Consider the following 13982-nt stretch of genomic DNA (forward strand, 5'->3'; position numbering starts at 1 on the left):
TCCTCAGGGGCGCAGTTCGTCGCGGCCGGAATCGCCCACGTTGTAGGCGACGTCCTGATCGTCGGCGCCGCGCAGTTGCCCGTAGCGTTCCACGAGGTCCTTTCGCTCGCGGGCGAGACGGCGGCGTTCGCGCCGGGTGAGCAGGATTTCGCGGAGCGATCCGACCAGCATGAACAGCGCGCCGAGAAAGAGGGCAATCAGCAGGTACGCCCACATGGGCATCGGAATCGTCTGAATGCGCCGCTCGACCTGCGTTGTTCCCGCTCCGGCGGCGCCGCCGGATTCGGAGTCCGCGGACGTCGAGGCATCGGAGTCAGCCGAGGCGTCGGAGTCGGCGGCGGGCTCATCCGGTTCGACCGAATGCGTCTGCACGTACGAAAAGATGACGATGGGTTCGGCGTGATTCAGCCACGCCCAGTTGAAATGAATCACGAACCCGAAAAACACCGCGCACAGCAGGGCAATGAATACCTTGATGACCCGCATCCCCAATCCTCTCGTCGGGTTCGCGCCCTATTCGGCGTCGACCAGGGAAAAATCCTCGAAAAACGGCTTCATCTGGCCGTAGGTGTCCTCGATGTGCTCCGAGATCACCCGCACGTCCGCGAGAACCGGCATGAAATTCGTGTCGCCGTTCCAACGGGGAACGACGTGGAGGTGGATGTGCTCGTCGATGCCGGCGCCCGCCGGTTTGCCCATGTTGATGCCGATATTGAAGCCCTGGGGCTTCATAATGCGAATCAGGATTTTTTGCACGTGCCGGATAAGGTCGAAGGTTTCCGTCGCCGCCGACGCCGAGAACGCCTCCACCGAGTCCGTGTGCCCGTACGGAACGATCATCACGTGTCCGTTGGAGTACGGATACAGGTTCATGATGACGAACACCTCACGGCCGCGATGCAGAATCAGATTCTCCCGGTCGCGCGTCACGCGGGGTTTGTCGCAGAAAATGCAGCCGGCTTCGCGCGGTCCCTTCAGGTAGGGGATTCGCCATGGCGCCCAGATTCGATTCATCGAGTTCCCCGCAACGAACGCAGTTCCACGATCTCGCCGTCCACGCGTCCGTCTTTCACGGTCAGGATGCCGACCGATCCTCCGCGATGGTCGCGTGGACGCAGGGGTGAGCCGGGGTTGAACACTAACACACCTTTGCGACGCTCGCACAGGGCCACGTGCGTGTGTCCGTAGACGATCGCGTCGGCGCCGGGGAAGACGGGGAGCAGGGCGTCGGGGAGCGATCCCGAGTATCCGTGGCCGTGCGCGACGGCGATCGTTGCGCCGTCCACGTGAACGGTGCGGGTCGGAGGCGACAACGCGTCGTCCCTGAAGCGATCCATGTTTCCCGCGACGGCGAGCACGCGCATGTCCGCGAACAACTCGAAGAAGATATCCGGGTCGGTGATGTCTCCGGCGTGCAGGATGAGTTCGACGCCGTCGAAGACGTTTGCGAGGAGACGGGCCAGGGGGCGCAGGTCTTGCGTCAGGCTGAGGTGCGTATCCGATATGACGCCGATGCGCGTCACGCCGAGGCTCTCGAAGACCTCAGGGTTTCTGGTCGGGTTCGTTGTCGACGTCGAGGATCGAGCCGAATTCGGGGCGCGGACCCGTCCACTGGCCGTCCACGCGCAGGCGAAGCTCCTTGCCGACCTTGAAGAACGGCACTTTTTTCGCCGCGACCTCGACCTGCGATCCGGTCTTGGGATCGCGCCCGACGCGCTCGCGCCGCTGGCGCAGGTGGAAACTGCCGAATCCGCGGATCTCGATGCGGTCGCCCTGCTGCAGGGCCTCGACCATGCGATCGAAAACCGCGTTGACGATGACCTCGGCGTCTTTTTTGCGTTCGCCGGGAATGTGGTCCGCCACCATTTCGATCAATTCGGACTTTGTCATGGCCGAAGTTCCTCCCACGAAAGAGACCCGATCACGACTGGAGATTCCAGGGCCGTATCGCCCGCACCCGGGCCTTTTCCACCGATTGCCAGAACCGGGAGGCCACGCTGTCGAGCAGCAGGTCGAGGATATCCACGGGTTTGGGTTTGACGCGGATCACGCGGGGCCGACCCTCGATTCCCGCCATTTCCGCCGCGGCATCGATGGCGTCGTTGAAATTTCCGAGCCGGTCCACGAGCCCGAGTTTCTGTGCCTGCGCCCCGGTAAAGATGCGCCCGTCCGCGATGGCGCGGACCTGATCGGCGGGGAGATTTCTGCCCTGCGCGATGGCCTCGACAAATTGCCCCAGAACGTCGTCCACCATATCCTGCAAAAGCGCCTGTTCCTCGGCCGACAGGGGACGATTGGTGGACCCCATGTCCTTGTAGCGCCCGCTTTTCACGACGACGTTCTGGACGCGGGCCCACTTGTACAGCTCTTCCAGATTCATGAACTCCATGATCGCGCCGATGGAGCCGGTCAACGTTCCGGGATTGGCGACGATCATGTCCGCACCGCAGGCGATGTAATAGCCGCCCGAGGCGGCCATGCCGCCGAGCGAGGCGATCACGGTCTTGGTTTGCTTCGTGCGGACGATCTCGGAATAGATTTCCTGCGAAGGGCCGACCGCTCCGCCCGGGGAGTCGATTCGGACCACGATGGCGCGCACCGACGAGTCGTCGCGGTATTCGGCGAGTTCCTCCAGCACGCGACGGCTGTCGGTGATGACGTCGAACACGTCGATGACTCCGACGGCATTGCTGGAAAAAGAGATACGACTGGACTGCGGCACGGTGACCGCGATCAGGGTCACCGTGCCGAAGACCATGAGAATAAGAACGGTCCCCAGCGCAAAGCCGAGGAGGACCGTACGGGTTCGCATCCTGACTCCGGTGCGGGCGGGGCTACTCCCCGTCCGTCTCCTCGGCGACCGGCTCATCTTCCGGCGTCGACGCCACGACGAGCAGATCGGCCATGTGCGCGCGCGAATCGCCCTGCTTTTCCAGGAACGACGCGAGATCCGACTTGGTGTCGTTGGACTCGATCGACCTGATCGACAGGCGGATACGCCGCTCCTTCGTGTCGATGTTGATGATCTCGGCGGTCACGCGCTGGTTGAGCGAAACGACATCGGCCGGGTTTTCCACCTTCTTCGCCGACAGCTCGGAAATGTGGATCAGACCCTCGACGCCGTCCTCGAGGCTCACGAAGACGCCGAAATCCGTGATGTGAATGACGTCGCCCGCGACGATATCGCCCACGTGGTAACGCTGCGGCACGCGGACCCACGGGTCTTCCATGATCTGCTTGATGCCGAGCGAGAACCGCTCGTTCTCGCGGTCGATGGAAAGCACGATGGCTTCGACTTCCTGACCCTTTTTGTACAGCTCGCCGGGATGCTTGACGCGCTGCGACCACGAAATGTCGCTGATGTGGATGAGGCCGTCGATGCCCTCGTCGATTCCGACGAAGATGCCGAAATCGGTGATGTTGCGGATCGAGCCCACGATGTGCGTGCCCACCGGATAGTTCTGTTCGATCACGTCCCACGGATTCGGCTCGAGCTGCTTGAGGCCGAGCGAAATCCTGCGGTTTTCCTTGTTCACGTCCAGAATCACGGACTCGACCACGTCGCCGACCTGCACGACCTTGTTCGGGTGCTTGATCTTCTTGGTCCAGCTCATCTCGGAGACGTGAATCAGGCCCTCGATGCCTTCGGAGAGTTCCACGAAGGCACCGTAGTCGGCGAGGCTGACGACCTTGCCCTCGATCCGCTGGCCGATCGCGAATTTTTCCTCGACCTGCTGCCACGGGTCGGGCAGGATCTGCTTGAGGCCCAGCGACACGCGCTGCCGCTCGGGGTCGTACTTGAGCACGATCGTCTTCACGTCCTGGCCGATCTCGAACATCTCCGACGGATGATTCACGCGGCCCCAGGACATGTCGGTAATGTGCAGCAGTCCGTCGATGCCGCCCAGATCGATGAATGCGCCGTAATCGGTGAGGTTCTTGACCTGACCGTCGAGGGTCGCGCCTTCCTGCAAGCGCTCCAGCGTCTTGGCGCGCTCGACCTCGCGCTCTTTTTCGAGCAGAGCGCGGCGCGAAAGCACGATGTTTCCGCGGCGCTTGTTGAACTTGAGGATCTTGAACTTGGTGAGTTCGCCGATCAGCTTGTCCAGATTACGGACGGGGCGCAGATCGACCTGGGAGCCCGGCAGGAAGGCGCGGACGCCGATATCGACGTTCAGGCCGCCCTTGACGCGGGAGATGATCCGGCCTTCGACCACGCCGTCGCGCTCGTAGGCTTCGCTGATCTCGTCCCAGATCTTCATCTTGTCGGCTTTTTCCTTGGAGAGAACGATCGTGCCGTCCTCGTCCTCCTGCTCCTCGAGCAGGACATCGACCTCGTCGCCGACATTGACGCGGTAACCGCCGTCCGTGGCGCGAAATTCCGAAATGTCGATCACGCCTTCGGATTTGTATCCGATGTCCACGACGACCTGGTCGCCGTGCAAGGCAATGATCTTACCCCGGACGACTTCGCCCTCTCGCTTGCTGTTGATCTCGCTGCTCTCAAGAAGCTCGGCGAAGGAGAGCTCCTCTTGAGGTTGGGTGGAAGGTGTCACGTTCGACATGAAACTCGGGTCCCCTTTCTGGCATATATTCCAAATCGAAAGAGCGGCAAGCCCTTTCGTTTCGGTCGTGGTTCGGGTCGCCGTCGGCGGCGCGCCGTTTCGCGGACGAATACGCGCCTCGCGCGAAACTCGCGCGCCGACGCGTATGAAAACCCCTAATAATCAATAACTTACGCGTGTGCCCGTGAAAGGCGGGCGGATTCTATCCGCTCGGTATCCAAAAATCAAGCGCGTTCGCGGCCTTGCATGATCTTGCGGGCGAGCAGCACGATATTGGAGACGACGAGCCCGATGTCCATGACGGACGTGTCCATGAACAGGGCGTCGTCGGCCCGGCGTAGCGGATTCGCCGCGCGCGTCGAGTCTGCTTCGTCGCGGCGCGCCTGATCCCGCAGGACGGACGCGAGGTCCGGCGCGTCGCCCTTCGCCGCGAGTTCCAAGTGACGCCGTTTTGCACGCTCATCGGCCGATGCCGTCAGGAAGACCTTCAACTCGGCATCGGGGAAGACATTCGTCGTGATATCGCGGCCTTCCATGATGACGCCGCCGTCGCGACCCATCTCGCGCTGGAGTTCGACGAGCCGCTCACGGACGACCGGCAGAGCCGAGAGCGCCGACGCGAGTCCGCTGATCTCGTGCTCGCGGATGGCCGCGCTCACATCCTCGCCATTGCACAGCACGCGCTGCTCGCCGCCGGAAGCCGCGCCGAACTCGATCCGGATCGGGCGGAGCAGTTCTCGCAATGCAGGGCTGTCCGCCACGGGCAAGCCGCCGCGTTTGGCCAGCAGGGCGACGCACCGATACATCGCTCCGGTGTCGATGTAGGTAAATCCCAGTTCCGTCGCGACGCGCCGGCTGACGGTGCTCTTGCCCGCGCCCGACGGCCCGTCGATGGCGATGATCGGCCGCGTCCTCATCTTTCCTCCGCCGCGTTCCTCAGGATGCCGAGGAATCCCGGATAACTGACCTCGGAGATATCGAAATTGCGGACGCGCACGCCGGGGATGTGCGTGCCCGCCACCGCGCCGCACAGCGCGATTCGGTGGTCGCGCCCGGCATCGATGACCCCCGCACGAAGTTCCAGCCCGCCCTCGACGATCAAGCCGTCGGGGCGCTCATCGACACGCCCTCCCAGTGCGCGGATCATCGCGGCGGTCGAGGCCACGCGGTCGCTTTCCTTGTGACGCAGTTCCGCCGCGTCGCGGATGACCGTTTTGCCCGCTGCGAACGCACCGAGCAGGGCGAGGAGTGGCAGTTCGTCGAGGGCGTCGAGCGCCAGATCGCCGACGATCTCGACCCCTTTCAGGGGTGCCGACGATACCGTGATGTCCGCGACGTCCTCCGGGCCGCACGGAACGGACGCGCTGTAATCCACGGTCGCGCCCATTCGTTCGAGCGCCCGGAAAAATCCGAGTCGCAACGGATTTGCGAGCACGCCGGCGATCCGCACCCGCGAATTGGGCCGGATCGCGGCGATGGCCGCGGGAAACGCCGCGGACGAGGGATCGCCGGGAACCTGGAACGTGAAGGGCGCGGGGCGAGCCGGGCCGCAGATCTCGACCCGAGTTCCGGAATACGCGCACGTCAGTCCGAGGTGGCGCAAAAAACGCTCGGTGTGATCGCGGCTTCGAGACGGTTCGTGCACGGACGTTCGGCCGCCCGCGAAAAGGCCCGCGAGCAAAATGGCGGACTTGACCTGCGCGCTGGCAACGCTCGTCTCGAACGCACCGGCGCGCAAGGCCACGGGGGATCGGTCGGGCCAGATGTCGAGCGGCGGCTTCCCACTCTGCGTTCTCACGTCCGCGCCCATCTCGCGCAGCGGTGCGGCGACGCGCTCCATCGGCCGTTTCATGAGGGATTCATCACCCACGAGCCGCGCGCGAACGCCCGCGCCCGCGCAGATCCCGGCCATGAGACGCATCGTCGTGCCTGAGTTTGCGCAATCGACCGGCCCGGTCGGAGTGTCGAATCGACCGCCCGCGCCATGCACGCGCACGCTGCCGTCTTCGAGATCCTCGATCCGCGTTCCGAGCTGTTCGAGGACGTGACGAGTCGCCCGCACGTCCGCACCCGAGGGAAGATTCTGAATGATGCTGACACCCGCGGCGAGCGCCGCGAGCATCAGCGCCCGGTGGCCGAGACTCTTGTCGCCGGGCACCCGCACGACGCCGTGAAAGAAAGGCAGGTGCGGAATCAGGGTTTCGGTCATGTGCCCAGAACCTCGTCGAGCATGGCGAGCGCGAACTCGTTGTCGTCCGGAAGCCCGGCGGTGATGCGAAGGGCCGTCGGTACGCCGAACGACTTGAGGTGGCGCACGATGACGCCGCGATCGAGCAGGCCGCTGTAGATCGGTGCGGCGTCGCGGCCGAAGTCCGCCATCACGAAGTTCGCGCGCGAGGGCGTGACGGAAATGTTGCGCGCGGCGAGGCGCTCGGTCCACCACGCGACTCCGTCGCGCGCCAGACGCACGGATTTCGCGAGATGATCGGCGTCCCCGAGCGCGGCGAGGGCGGCGTCGAGGGCGACGCCGTTCGCCGCGAAGGGCGTTCGCACTCGCTTCATGTCTCGGATGCGCGCCGGCGACGCGATGGCGAACCCGAGCCGCAAACCCGCGAGGCCGTAAGCCTTCGAGAACGTCCGGCACGCGACGACGTGACTGAACGCCCGCACGATCGCGACGTCGTCGGGTGCATCGGGATCGGGATCGAATTCGCGATACGCCATGTCGAGCACGACGAGCACGTCGCCGCCGATCGCTTCACAAAAGCTCGCGACATCCGCGTGACGCAGTCCCGTGCCCGTGGGGTTGTTGGGCGACGCCAGATACACCACGGCGGCCCGTTCGCGTCTGGCTGCGTCGAGAAAACGGTTCAGATCCCACTCGCGATTCGGCAATTCCACCGGCACGGGACGCAGGCCGAAGCTGTGCGCGAAGATCGGATATCCGCCGAAGCCGGGGGAGGGGACGAGCGCCGCTCGCCCCGGCTCGCCGAACGCCCAGGTCGCCAGGTGCATCGCGTCGTCGGAGCCCGTCCCAAAGAGCAGCATGTCCGCCGACACGCCGAGGCGCGCGGCCACCGCGCCCGCGAGATCGCGGCAGTGATCGTCGGGGTAGACGTGCGCGCGCAACGCGGCCTCACGAAGGGCGCGAATCGCGCGCGGCGAAGGCCCGAGGGGGTTTTCGTTGCTCGCGATCTTGAGCACGCGCGATAGCCCCTTTTCGCGCGCGAGTTCCTCGGCGGGTTTGCCCGCTACGTAATCGGGGATGAGGTCGAGGACGGGGTTTCGCCACGTCATGCCGACATCTCCCCGTTCGAACGTCGATCGGCGAGCCAATCCGCGACGGTTCGAAATACGTCGTTTCTTTCGCCCGGTAGCGTGAACCAACGGATCTCAGAATCGGCCCGGTGCCAGGTGCGCTGTTTCTTTGCCAGACGCACGGTCTTTTGAATCGTGTTCGTGATCGCCTCTTCGAGCGTCAACTCGCCCTCGATGTGCGCGATCATGTCGAGGTAGCCGACCGCCCCCATCGAAGGCGTCTCGCGCGTCACGCCGAGCGCCAAGAGATTGCGGACCTCGTTCACGAATCCCGCCGCCACCATCTCGCGCACGCGGCGTTCGATTCGCTCTCGCAGATCGTCGCCCTCACGCCGGATTCCGACCTTGAGCACGTCGTAAGGCTTGTCCGCGAAACGATGCGCCTGCTGCATCTCGGACAGGCGCATTCCCGTCGCGCGATAAACTTCGAGCGCGCGGATGATGCGAATCGAATCGCGGCGGGGAAGTTCGCGGGCCTTTTCGGGATCGACCTCCGTCAGACGCGCGTGAAGCGATCCCGGCTCTCGCGCTTCCCGCGCCTTGAGCTCGTCGCGGAACGCCCGGTCGAGCGGCGGTCCGTCGATGAGGCCGGACGTGAGGACTTTCAGATACATCATCGTGCCGCCCGCCACGATCGCCAACCGACCGCGCGCGTGAATCTCGCGGATTGCACGGTCGGCGTCGTCGCGAAACTTTCCCGCGGAATAGGCCACAATCGGATCTGCGATGTCGATGAGATGAAACGCGGCGCGCCCGCGTTCCTCCGCCGTCGGTTTGGCGGTGCCGATGTCCATGCCGCGATAGACCTGCATCGAATCGGCGTTGACGACCTCTGCGCCGAAGCCCTCGCAAAGCTCCACCGCGAGCCGCGTTTTGCCGGTCGCGGTTTCGCCGTGGATGATAACGATGGGGATTCGGGCGTCCATCGGCCGGGCCGATCCGTCACGGCGCGGGCCAGAGCGACCACGTCGACGCGCCCGGCTCCAGAATCTCCGCGGTGGACAGCGGCGCGGGAAGGAACGGATCGCTGCTTGCGTTGCCGCCGCTGACGAACATGCGCGCGTCGTCCAGGACGGACAGTTGCGCCACGGTGCGCGCCACGTTCAGCATTGGTCCGGGGAGCACCTGCGCCGCGATGGGATCGTAGATCTCCGACGTGTCGAGGATTTCGAGAGCCGGGTCGATGCCGCCGACGATCACGACGCGGCCGTCGGCGTCCAGCGCGGCTTGATGGCCCGAGCGCGCGCGGGAGAGGGTCGCCGCCTCCTCGAACAATCCGGTCGCCGGATCGAACACCTCGATCGAGTCGATGGGGTCGCCCGCCGAGGTTTCGCCCGAGAAACCCCCCGCGAAGACGACCGTGCCGTCGCCTGTCAGTGTGGCCGAGTGATACATCCGTCCCCGCGCCATGGGGTCTTCCTCGTCGTCGGGCACGGCGACGAAGCGGCCGAAGTCCTTCGTGGCCACCGTGTACCACGTCGCGGTTTCGCTCGTGGCGAAGCCGTCGAGTCCGCCCGCGATCAGTACGCGCCCGCTCTGCGCTCCCGTCATCAGCGTGGCCGTATGGGCGAATCTCGGCGTTGTCATCGTGTCCGCGACAGCGGTGAAGGTTTCCGTTGCCGGGTCGAAGATCTCCGCGAACTCAAATCCCAACGTGCCGTCGGTACCGCCCACGATCAACACGGTCCCATCGGGGAGCAATGTCGCGGAGTGCAGCGCCCGCCCGTGGATCATGTCGGCCTTGAGCAGCCGAAACACGCCGGTCGCGGGGTCGAAGATTTCCGCGGAGTCGAGGATCGCAGCGAAGCCTTCTTCGTATCCGCCGGTGACGAGAACTCTGCCATCGGCCAGCAGCGTCGCCGCATGGCCGAAGCGCGTTTTCGCCATGCGGTCAGAGAGTAGCGAAAACTCCCCCGTGGCCGGATCGAAAACTTCCGCGGAATCGAGCGGGCCGCCGAATCCCACGCCGCCCGTCAGCAGCAGCCGACCGTCATCGAGCAAGGTCTGCGCGTGCGTGAGCCGGGCTTGCGCGAGACCGCCCGCGGTCGCCTCGAACGGGATGGGATCGGAGTAGTTCGGCATCTCGTCGAAGCTGAAGATCTGGTAGTGATAGGTGACACCGGGCGTCACGGTATCGTCGATGAAATAGAACTCCCGCTCCAGGTCTCCCACCGGTTCCGTTTCGATCACGGCGATGGCGGTTTGCGTACCGAGCGCGTCTCCCTCCTCGAAACGATCTTCGCGCGAGGGCTGCGTGTGATCGGCCTCTCCCTCGGCACGGAGAATCAAAAAACCGAGAAGATCACGATTGAAGATGCTGTCGTTCTTGCGCGGCTGCACCCACTCGATGCGAATGGAATCCGACTGATTCCAGACGCGGAGATCTTCGGGAGTCAGTGGTCCGTTGATGTCGGGGAGCTTCTCGTCCTCGTCGCCCGGCTCCTCGGGACAACCCGGGAGCACGGCCAGGAGAACAAACGCAAGGACTGCGGCGATCCGAATGCGCACGTCGATCTCCGGGCTCTACGGGTTCGGGGTTGGGTTTGCGGGGACGGCGAAAATCCGCCGCAGCAGTTCGGGGTCGGCCGACAGCGACGCGGCCGCCGCGTACGGGTTCTCGCGCCCGGCGAGCACGTCGTGGACAATCCGGCCCACGCCGTCGTCGCGCTCGTTCATCGCGCGCATGAGCCCGTCCTCGAGGCGTCCCGCGAGAATCTCGACCATCTCTTTGTCGGCCGTCAGCTTCCGGCGTCGACGTTCGACGCGGCCCGCCTTGACCATCGTCGTGTGCTCGTCGATGCGCGCGCACAAGTCCTCGACGCCGACTGATTTGGTGGCCTGCGTTTTCAGAACCGGGATCTTCCACGCGGAGGGCGGGTTGAGCTCGATCATGCCGACGAGTTCTTTTTCGATGATGTCGGCGCCGTCGCGGTCGGATTTGTTGACGACGAAGATGTCGGCGATCTCGGTGAGCCCCGCCTTCATCGTCTGCACCACATCGCCGGACTCGGGCACGAGCACCACCGTCGTCGTATGCGCGACCTCCATGATGTCCAGCTCGGTCTGCCCGACGCCGACGGTTTCGATCATCACGATGTCGAGCCCCGCGGCGTCCATCAGACGCACCGTGTCGCGCGTTGAGCGCGAGAGTCCGCCGTGCGAACCCCGCGTGCCGAGCGAGCGGATGAACACGCCCGTATCCTGCGAGTGTCGGTGCATGCGGATGCGGTCGCCCAGCAGCGCCCCGCCCGAAAACGGGCTGCTGGGATCGATGGCGACAACGCCCACGGTCTTGCCCGCGCGCCGGTAATACTCGGTGACCTTGTCGACCAGCGTGCTCTTGCCCGCGCCGGGAGGGCCCGTGAATCCGAGGATGTCGGCCCGCCCCGTGTGCGGAAACAGACGCGACATGACCGCCGCGACGTCGACCGCACGCGACTCGACGAGGCTGATGAGCCTCGCCAGCGCGCGGCGATTGCCGTCCAGCAATCGGGTGATGAGATCGTCCACGCTCATTTTCGCTTGAACCTCTTCTCGATCTCGAGGAGCGGGATCGTCCATGCCGTTGGTCGCCCGTGGGGGCAACTACCCGGCCCCTTGATCCGGTCGAGGCCGCGCAGAATCTCCCGCATCTGGGCGGTCGTCAATTCCTGACCCGAACGCACCGCCGAATGGCAAGCGACGACCGACAGGAAATCATCCGCGATGTGGTCCAGCCCGGCGGTCTGCCCGGACTCCAGAAACCGCTCGACACATTCCCGCACCGCCGCTTCGGCCTCGCCCGCGGACAAGATGGTGGGAATCGCCGTGATCCGGAAGGTCTCGCCGCCGAACGGCTCCACTTCGATGCCGACTTTAGTCAAAGCCGGGATCGCTTTCAACAAGGATGCCGCCTCCACCCGTCGCAGGTTCAGCGTGATCGGAATGAGCTGCGCCTGCACGGGAATGCGCGTCGCGAAATAGTCGCCCTTGAGTTTTTCGAAGAGGATGCGCTCGTGCGCGGCGTGGGCGTCGATCATGACGAGGAGTCCGCCCGCCTGACGCGTCTCGCACACGATGTAGTTGTCGAACACCTGCCCCACGATCGACATGGGTCCGAAGATCCCCTCGCCGAGGTCGTCGCTCGTTCGCCCGAAGTCCTCAGCCTCGTCCTCACCGCGTGTCCGGTCCACGACCTCGACCGTGCGCGTGCCGGGCACAGACGGCGGATCGAGAAACGAGGTGGTCCGCGACATGCCGAGCCGATCGATCGCGTCGATCACGCGGTCGCGCTCGCGAGCCGCTTCGAAGGATTGCGGCGGCGGGGGATCGGTGCCGGCGTCGGATGGGCTTTCGGTTCGCGCGAACTCGTCGATCCAGGTCGCGGGCACGACGGGGCGGCCGTCGGTCGTCGGCGCGGACGGCAGGCCGAACGCGGTTTCGGTCGAGCCGAACCGCTCGCGCAGCACATGGTCGATCGCCGCGACGATGCCCTCGTACACGCCCGACGGCTGGCGGAACCGGACCTCCGACTTCGTCGGGTGCACGTTCACGTCCACGAGTTCAGGCCCGATCTCGATGTCGAGCACCACGACGGGGTAACGCCCTCGGAGCACATGGCCGCGATATCCCGTGTTGATGGCGTGCGTGAGAAGCCGATCGCGCAGGAATCGCCCGTTGCAGTACACGAACAGGTGACTCGCCGTGGAGCGCGTGGTGCTCGGGCTCGACACGAACCCGCGAAGCCGAAACATCGAGGTTTCATGATCGACGGGGACGAGACCGACCGTCGCGTCCTCGCCCAGGAGCTGCGCGATCCGCTCGGGAAAACTCGCGGCTTCGGAGACCTGCAACTGCGTCTTTCCGTCGGCGCGGAGGCGGAAAAACACCCCGGTGCGGGGCAGGGCAAGGCGCGTGAGCATTTCGATCAGGTGCGTAAGTTCGGTTTCCGGCGAACGCAGGAACTTGCGCCGCGCGGGGGTGATGAAAAACAGGTCCGCGACGGTGATGTCGGTCCCGGCGGGCACACCCTCCTCTGCGACGTCCATGACCGTGCCGCCCTCGACGAAAATCCGCGTCCCGATCGCCGCGCCGGGCGTGGCCGTCCGCAGGATGAAACGCGAGACGCTGGCGATGGCGGGGACGGCCTCGCCGCGAAACCCCATCGTCATGACCGAAAAGAGGTCCTTCTCGCTGCGGATCTTGCTGGTCGCGTGGCGTTCGAGGGCGAGCAGGGCGTCCTCGGGGCTCATGCCGGCGCCGTCGTCCACCACGCGGATCGACTTTTTTCCGCCGTGCTCGACATCGATGAGAATCCGCCGCGCCCCGGCGTCGAGCGAATTTTCGACGAGCTCCTTCACCACCGACGCCGGCCGCTCCACGACCTCGCCGGCGGCGATCATGTTGGCGACGGTTTCGGAAAGGATGCGGATCTTTGCGGTCATCGTGAAATCTTCAATCGGGGAGGGCGAAGGGTGCCCTCAAACGGGCGACGACGCAAGTCGCTTCGCTGAAAAAAAACAACCCCCGCCGGAGCGGGGGTAGGAAGGTCGGTAACAACCGAGTCGGGACTCGGACAGTCGGCGTTATTCGCCGAGATAACCCTTGCACTCGTCCCAGCAGGCGATGTCCTTGTCGTCCTTGCCGCAGATCGAGAAGCACCCGACGACGCACTCCTTGAAGTTGTCGATGTCGGTCTTCGTCGGGTTTTCGACGTCGTCGATCTTGATCAGCACGCCGTCGCAGTACTGGATGCACTGGCCGAGGGGGTCGGACCCGGGCGCGGGTTCGTTGCCGTCATACGGAATGCAGCAGTTGCAGGCGTCGAAGCAGTCCGTGATGACGTAGTCGTATGCGTCGCAGCGCTGATCCCCCGCGCGATCCTTGGCGTGGTCGTCCTCGTCGTTGTTGATCGGTCGGGTCTGCTGGTCGTATTCGTCTCCCGTGCAGGAAACGACGGCCAAGCTGGCCACGAAGGCGAAAACGGCGGCGACGACCATGTAACGAGATTGCATCGGCTCTCCCACGGGACCGGATTGGACCCACGAAATTTGACCGGTTTCTATCAGATCCCATCCATCATGGCAACCCACGCCCGCAAAAATTTCGGGTCAGGAAAAG

General features: G+C 64.8%; 14 protein-coding genes. All 14 read right to left on the reverse strand.

Annotated elements, in window-relative coordinates:
- Nucleotides 1–3 precede the first annotated feature (3 nt).
- Entirely contained in the window at nucleotides 4–486 is a 483-nt protein-coding gene (locus IT350_03905; GenBank protein ID MCC6157172.1) for a hypothetical protein, read from the reverse strand.
- 27 nt (nucleotides 487–513) lie between these two features.
- Nucleotides 514–1014, reverse strand: a complete 501-nt coding sequence (locus IT350_03910; protein MCC6157173.1) for an HIT domain-containing protein — start codon at nucleotides 1012–1014, stop codon at nucleotides 514–516.
- On the reverse strand, nucleotides 1011–1523 hold the full coding sequence (locus IT350_03915; protein ID MCC6157174.1) for a metallophosphoesterase family protein: 513 nt from the start codon (nucleotides 1521–1523) through the stop codon (nucleotides 1011–1013). The genes IT350_03910 and IT350_03915 overlap by 4 nt, the downstream gene beginning before the upstream one ends.
- A 19-nt stretch (nucleotides 1524–1542) precedes the next feature.
- Nucleotides 1543–1890, reverse strand: a complete 348-nt coding sequence (locus IT350_03920) for an integration host factor subunit beta (GenBank protein MCC6157175.1) — start codon at nucleotides 1888–1890, stop codon at nucleotides 1543–1545.
- A 31-nt stretch (nucleotides 1891–1921) separates the two neighbouring features.
- A complete protein-coding gene (gene sppA, locus IT350_03925; protein MCC6157176.1) occupies nucleotides 1922–2812 on the reverse strand; it encodes a signal peptide peptidase SppA in 891 nt (296 codons plus the stop codon).
- Between the two features lie 22 nt (nucleotides 2813–2834).
- The gene (locus IT350_03930) at nucleotides 2835–4565 is read right to left on the reverse strand and encodes a 30S ribosomal protein S1 (GenBank protein MCC6157177.1); all 1731 of its coding nucleotides are present in this window, start codon (nucleotides 4563–4565) and stop codon (nucleotides 2835–2837) included.
- A 224-nt stretch (nucleotides 4566–4789) separates the two neighbouring features.
- Nucleotides 4790–5482: a (d)CMP kinase gene (locus IT350_03935; protein ID MCC6157178.1), complete on the reverse strand. Its 693-nt coding sequence runs from the start codon at nucleotides 5480–5482 to the stop codon at nucleotides 4790–4792.
- A complete protein-coding gene (aroA, locus tag IT350_03940; GenBank protein MCC6157179.1) occupies nucleotides 5479–6774 on the reverse strand; it encodes a 3-phosphoshikimate 1-carboxyvinyltransferase in 1296 nt (431 codons plus the stop codon). The genes IT350_03935 and aroA overlap by 4 nt, the downstream gene beginning before the upstream one ends.
- Nucleotides 6771–7862 (reverse strand): histidinol-phosphate transaminase, encoded by a 1092-nt coding sequence (gene hisC / locus IT350_03945; GenBank protein MCC6157180.1) that lies wholly within the window; start codon nucleotides 7860–7862, stop codon nucleotides 6771–6773. The genes aroA and hisC overlap by 4 nt, the downstream gene beginning before the upstream one ends.
- On the reverse strand, nucleotides 7859–8809 hold the full coding sequence (miaA, locus tag IT350_03950; GenBank protein ID MCC6157181.1) for a tRNA (adenosine(37)-N6)-dimethylallyltransferase MiaA: 951 nt from the start codon (nucleotides 8807–8809) through the stop codon (nucleotides 7859–7861). The genes hisC and miaA overlap by 4 nt, the downstream gene beginning before the upstream one ends.
- A gap of 16 nt (nucleotides 8810–8825) precedes the next feature.
- The gene (locus IT350_03955) at nucleotides 8826–10391 is read right to left on the reverse strand and encodes a hypothetical protein (protein MCC6157182.1); all 1566 of its coding nucleotides are present in this window, start codon (nucleotides 10389–10391) and stop codon (nucleotides 8826–8828) included.
- Nucleotides 10392–10406: 15 nt separating this feature from the next.
- Nucleotides 10407–11399, reverse strand: a complete 993-nt coding sequence (meaB, locus tag IT350_03960; protein ID MCC6157183.1) for a methylmalonyl Co-A mutase-associated GTPase MeaB — start codon at nucleotides 11397–11399, stop codon at nucleotides 10407–10409.
- On the reverse strand, nucleotides 11396–13306 hold the full coding sequence (gene mutL, locus IT350_03965) for a DNA mismatch repair endonuclease MutL (protein ID MCC6157184.1): 1911 nt from the start codon (nucleotides 13304–13306) through the stop codon (nucleotides 11396–11398). The genes meaB and mutL overlap by 4 nt, the downstream gene beginning before the upstream one ends.
- A 141-nt stretch (nucleotides 13307–13447) precedes the next feature.
- Nucleotides 13448–13876: a hypothetical protein gene (locus tag IT350_03970; protein MCC6157185.1), complete on the reverse strand. Its 429-nt coding sequence runs from the start codon at nucleotides 13874–13876 to the stop codon at nucleotides 13448–13450.
- Nucleotides 13877–13982 lie beyond the last annotated feature (106 nt).

Source organism: Deltaproteobacteria bacterium (assembly GCA_020845895.1).
Classification (GTDB): Bacteria; Lernaellota; Lernaellaia; order JACKCT01; family JACKCT01; genus JADLEX01.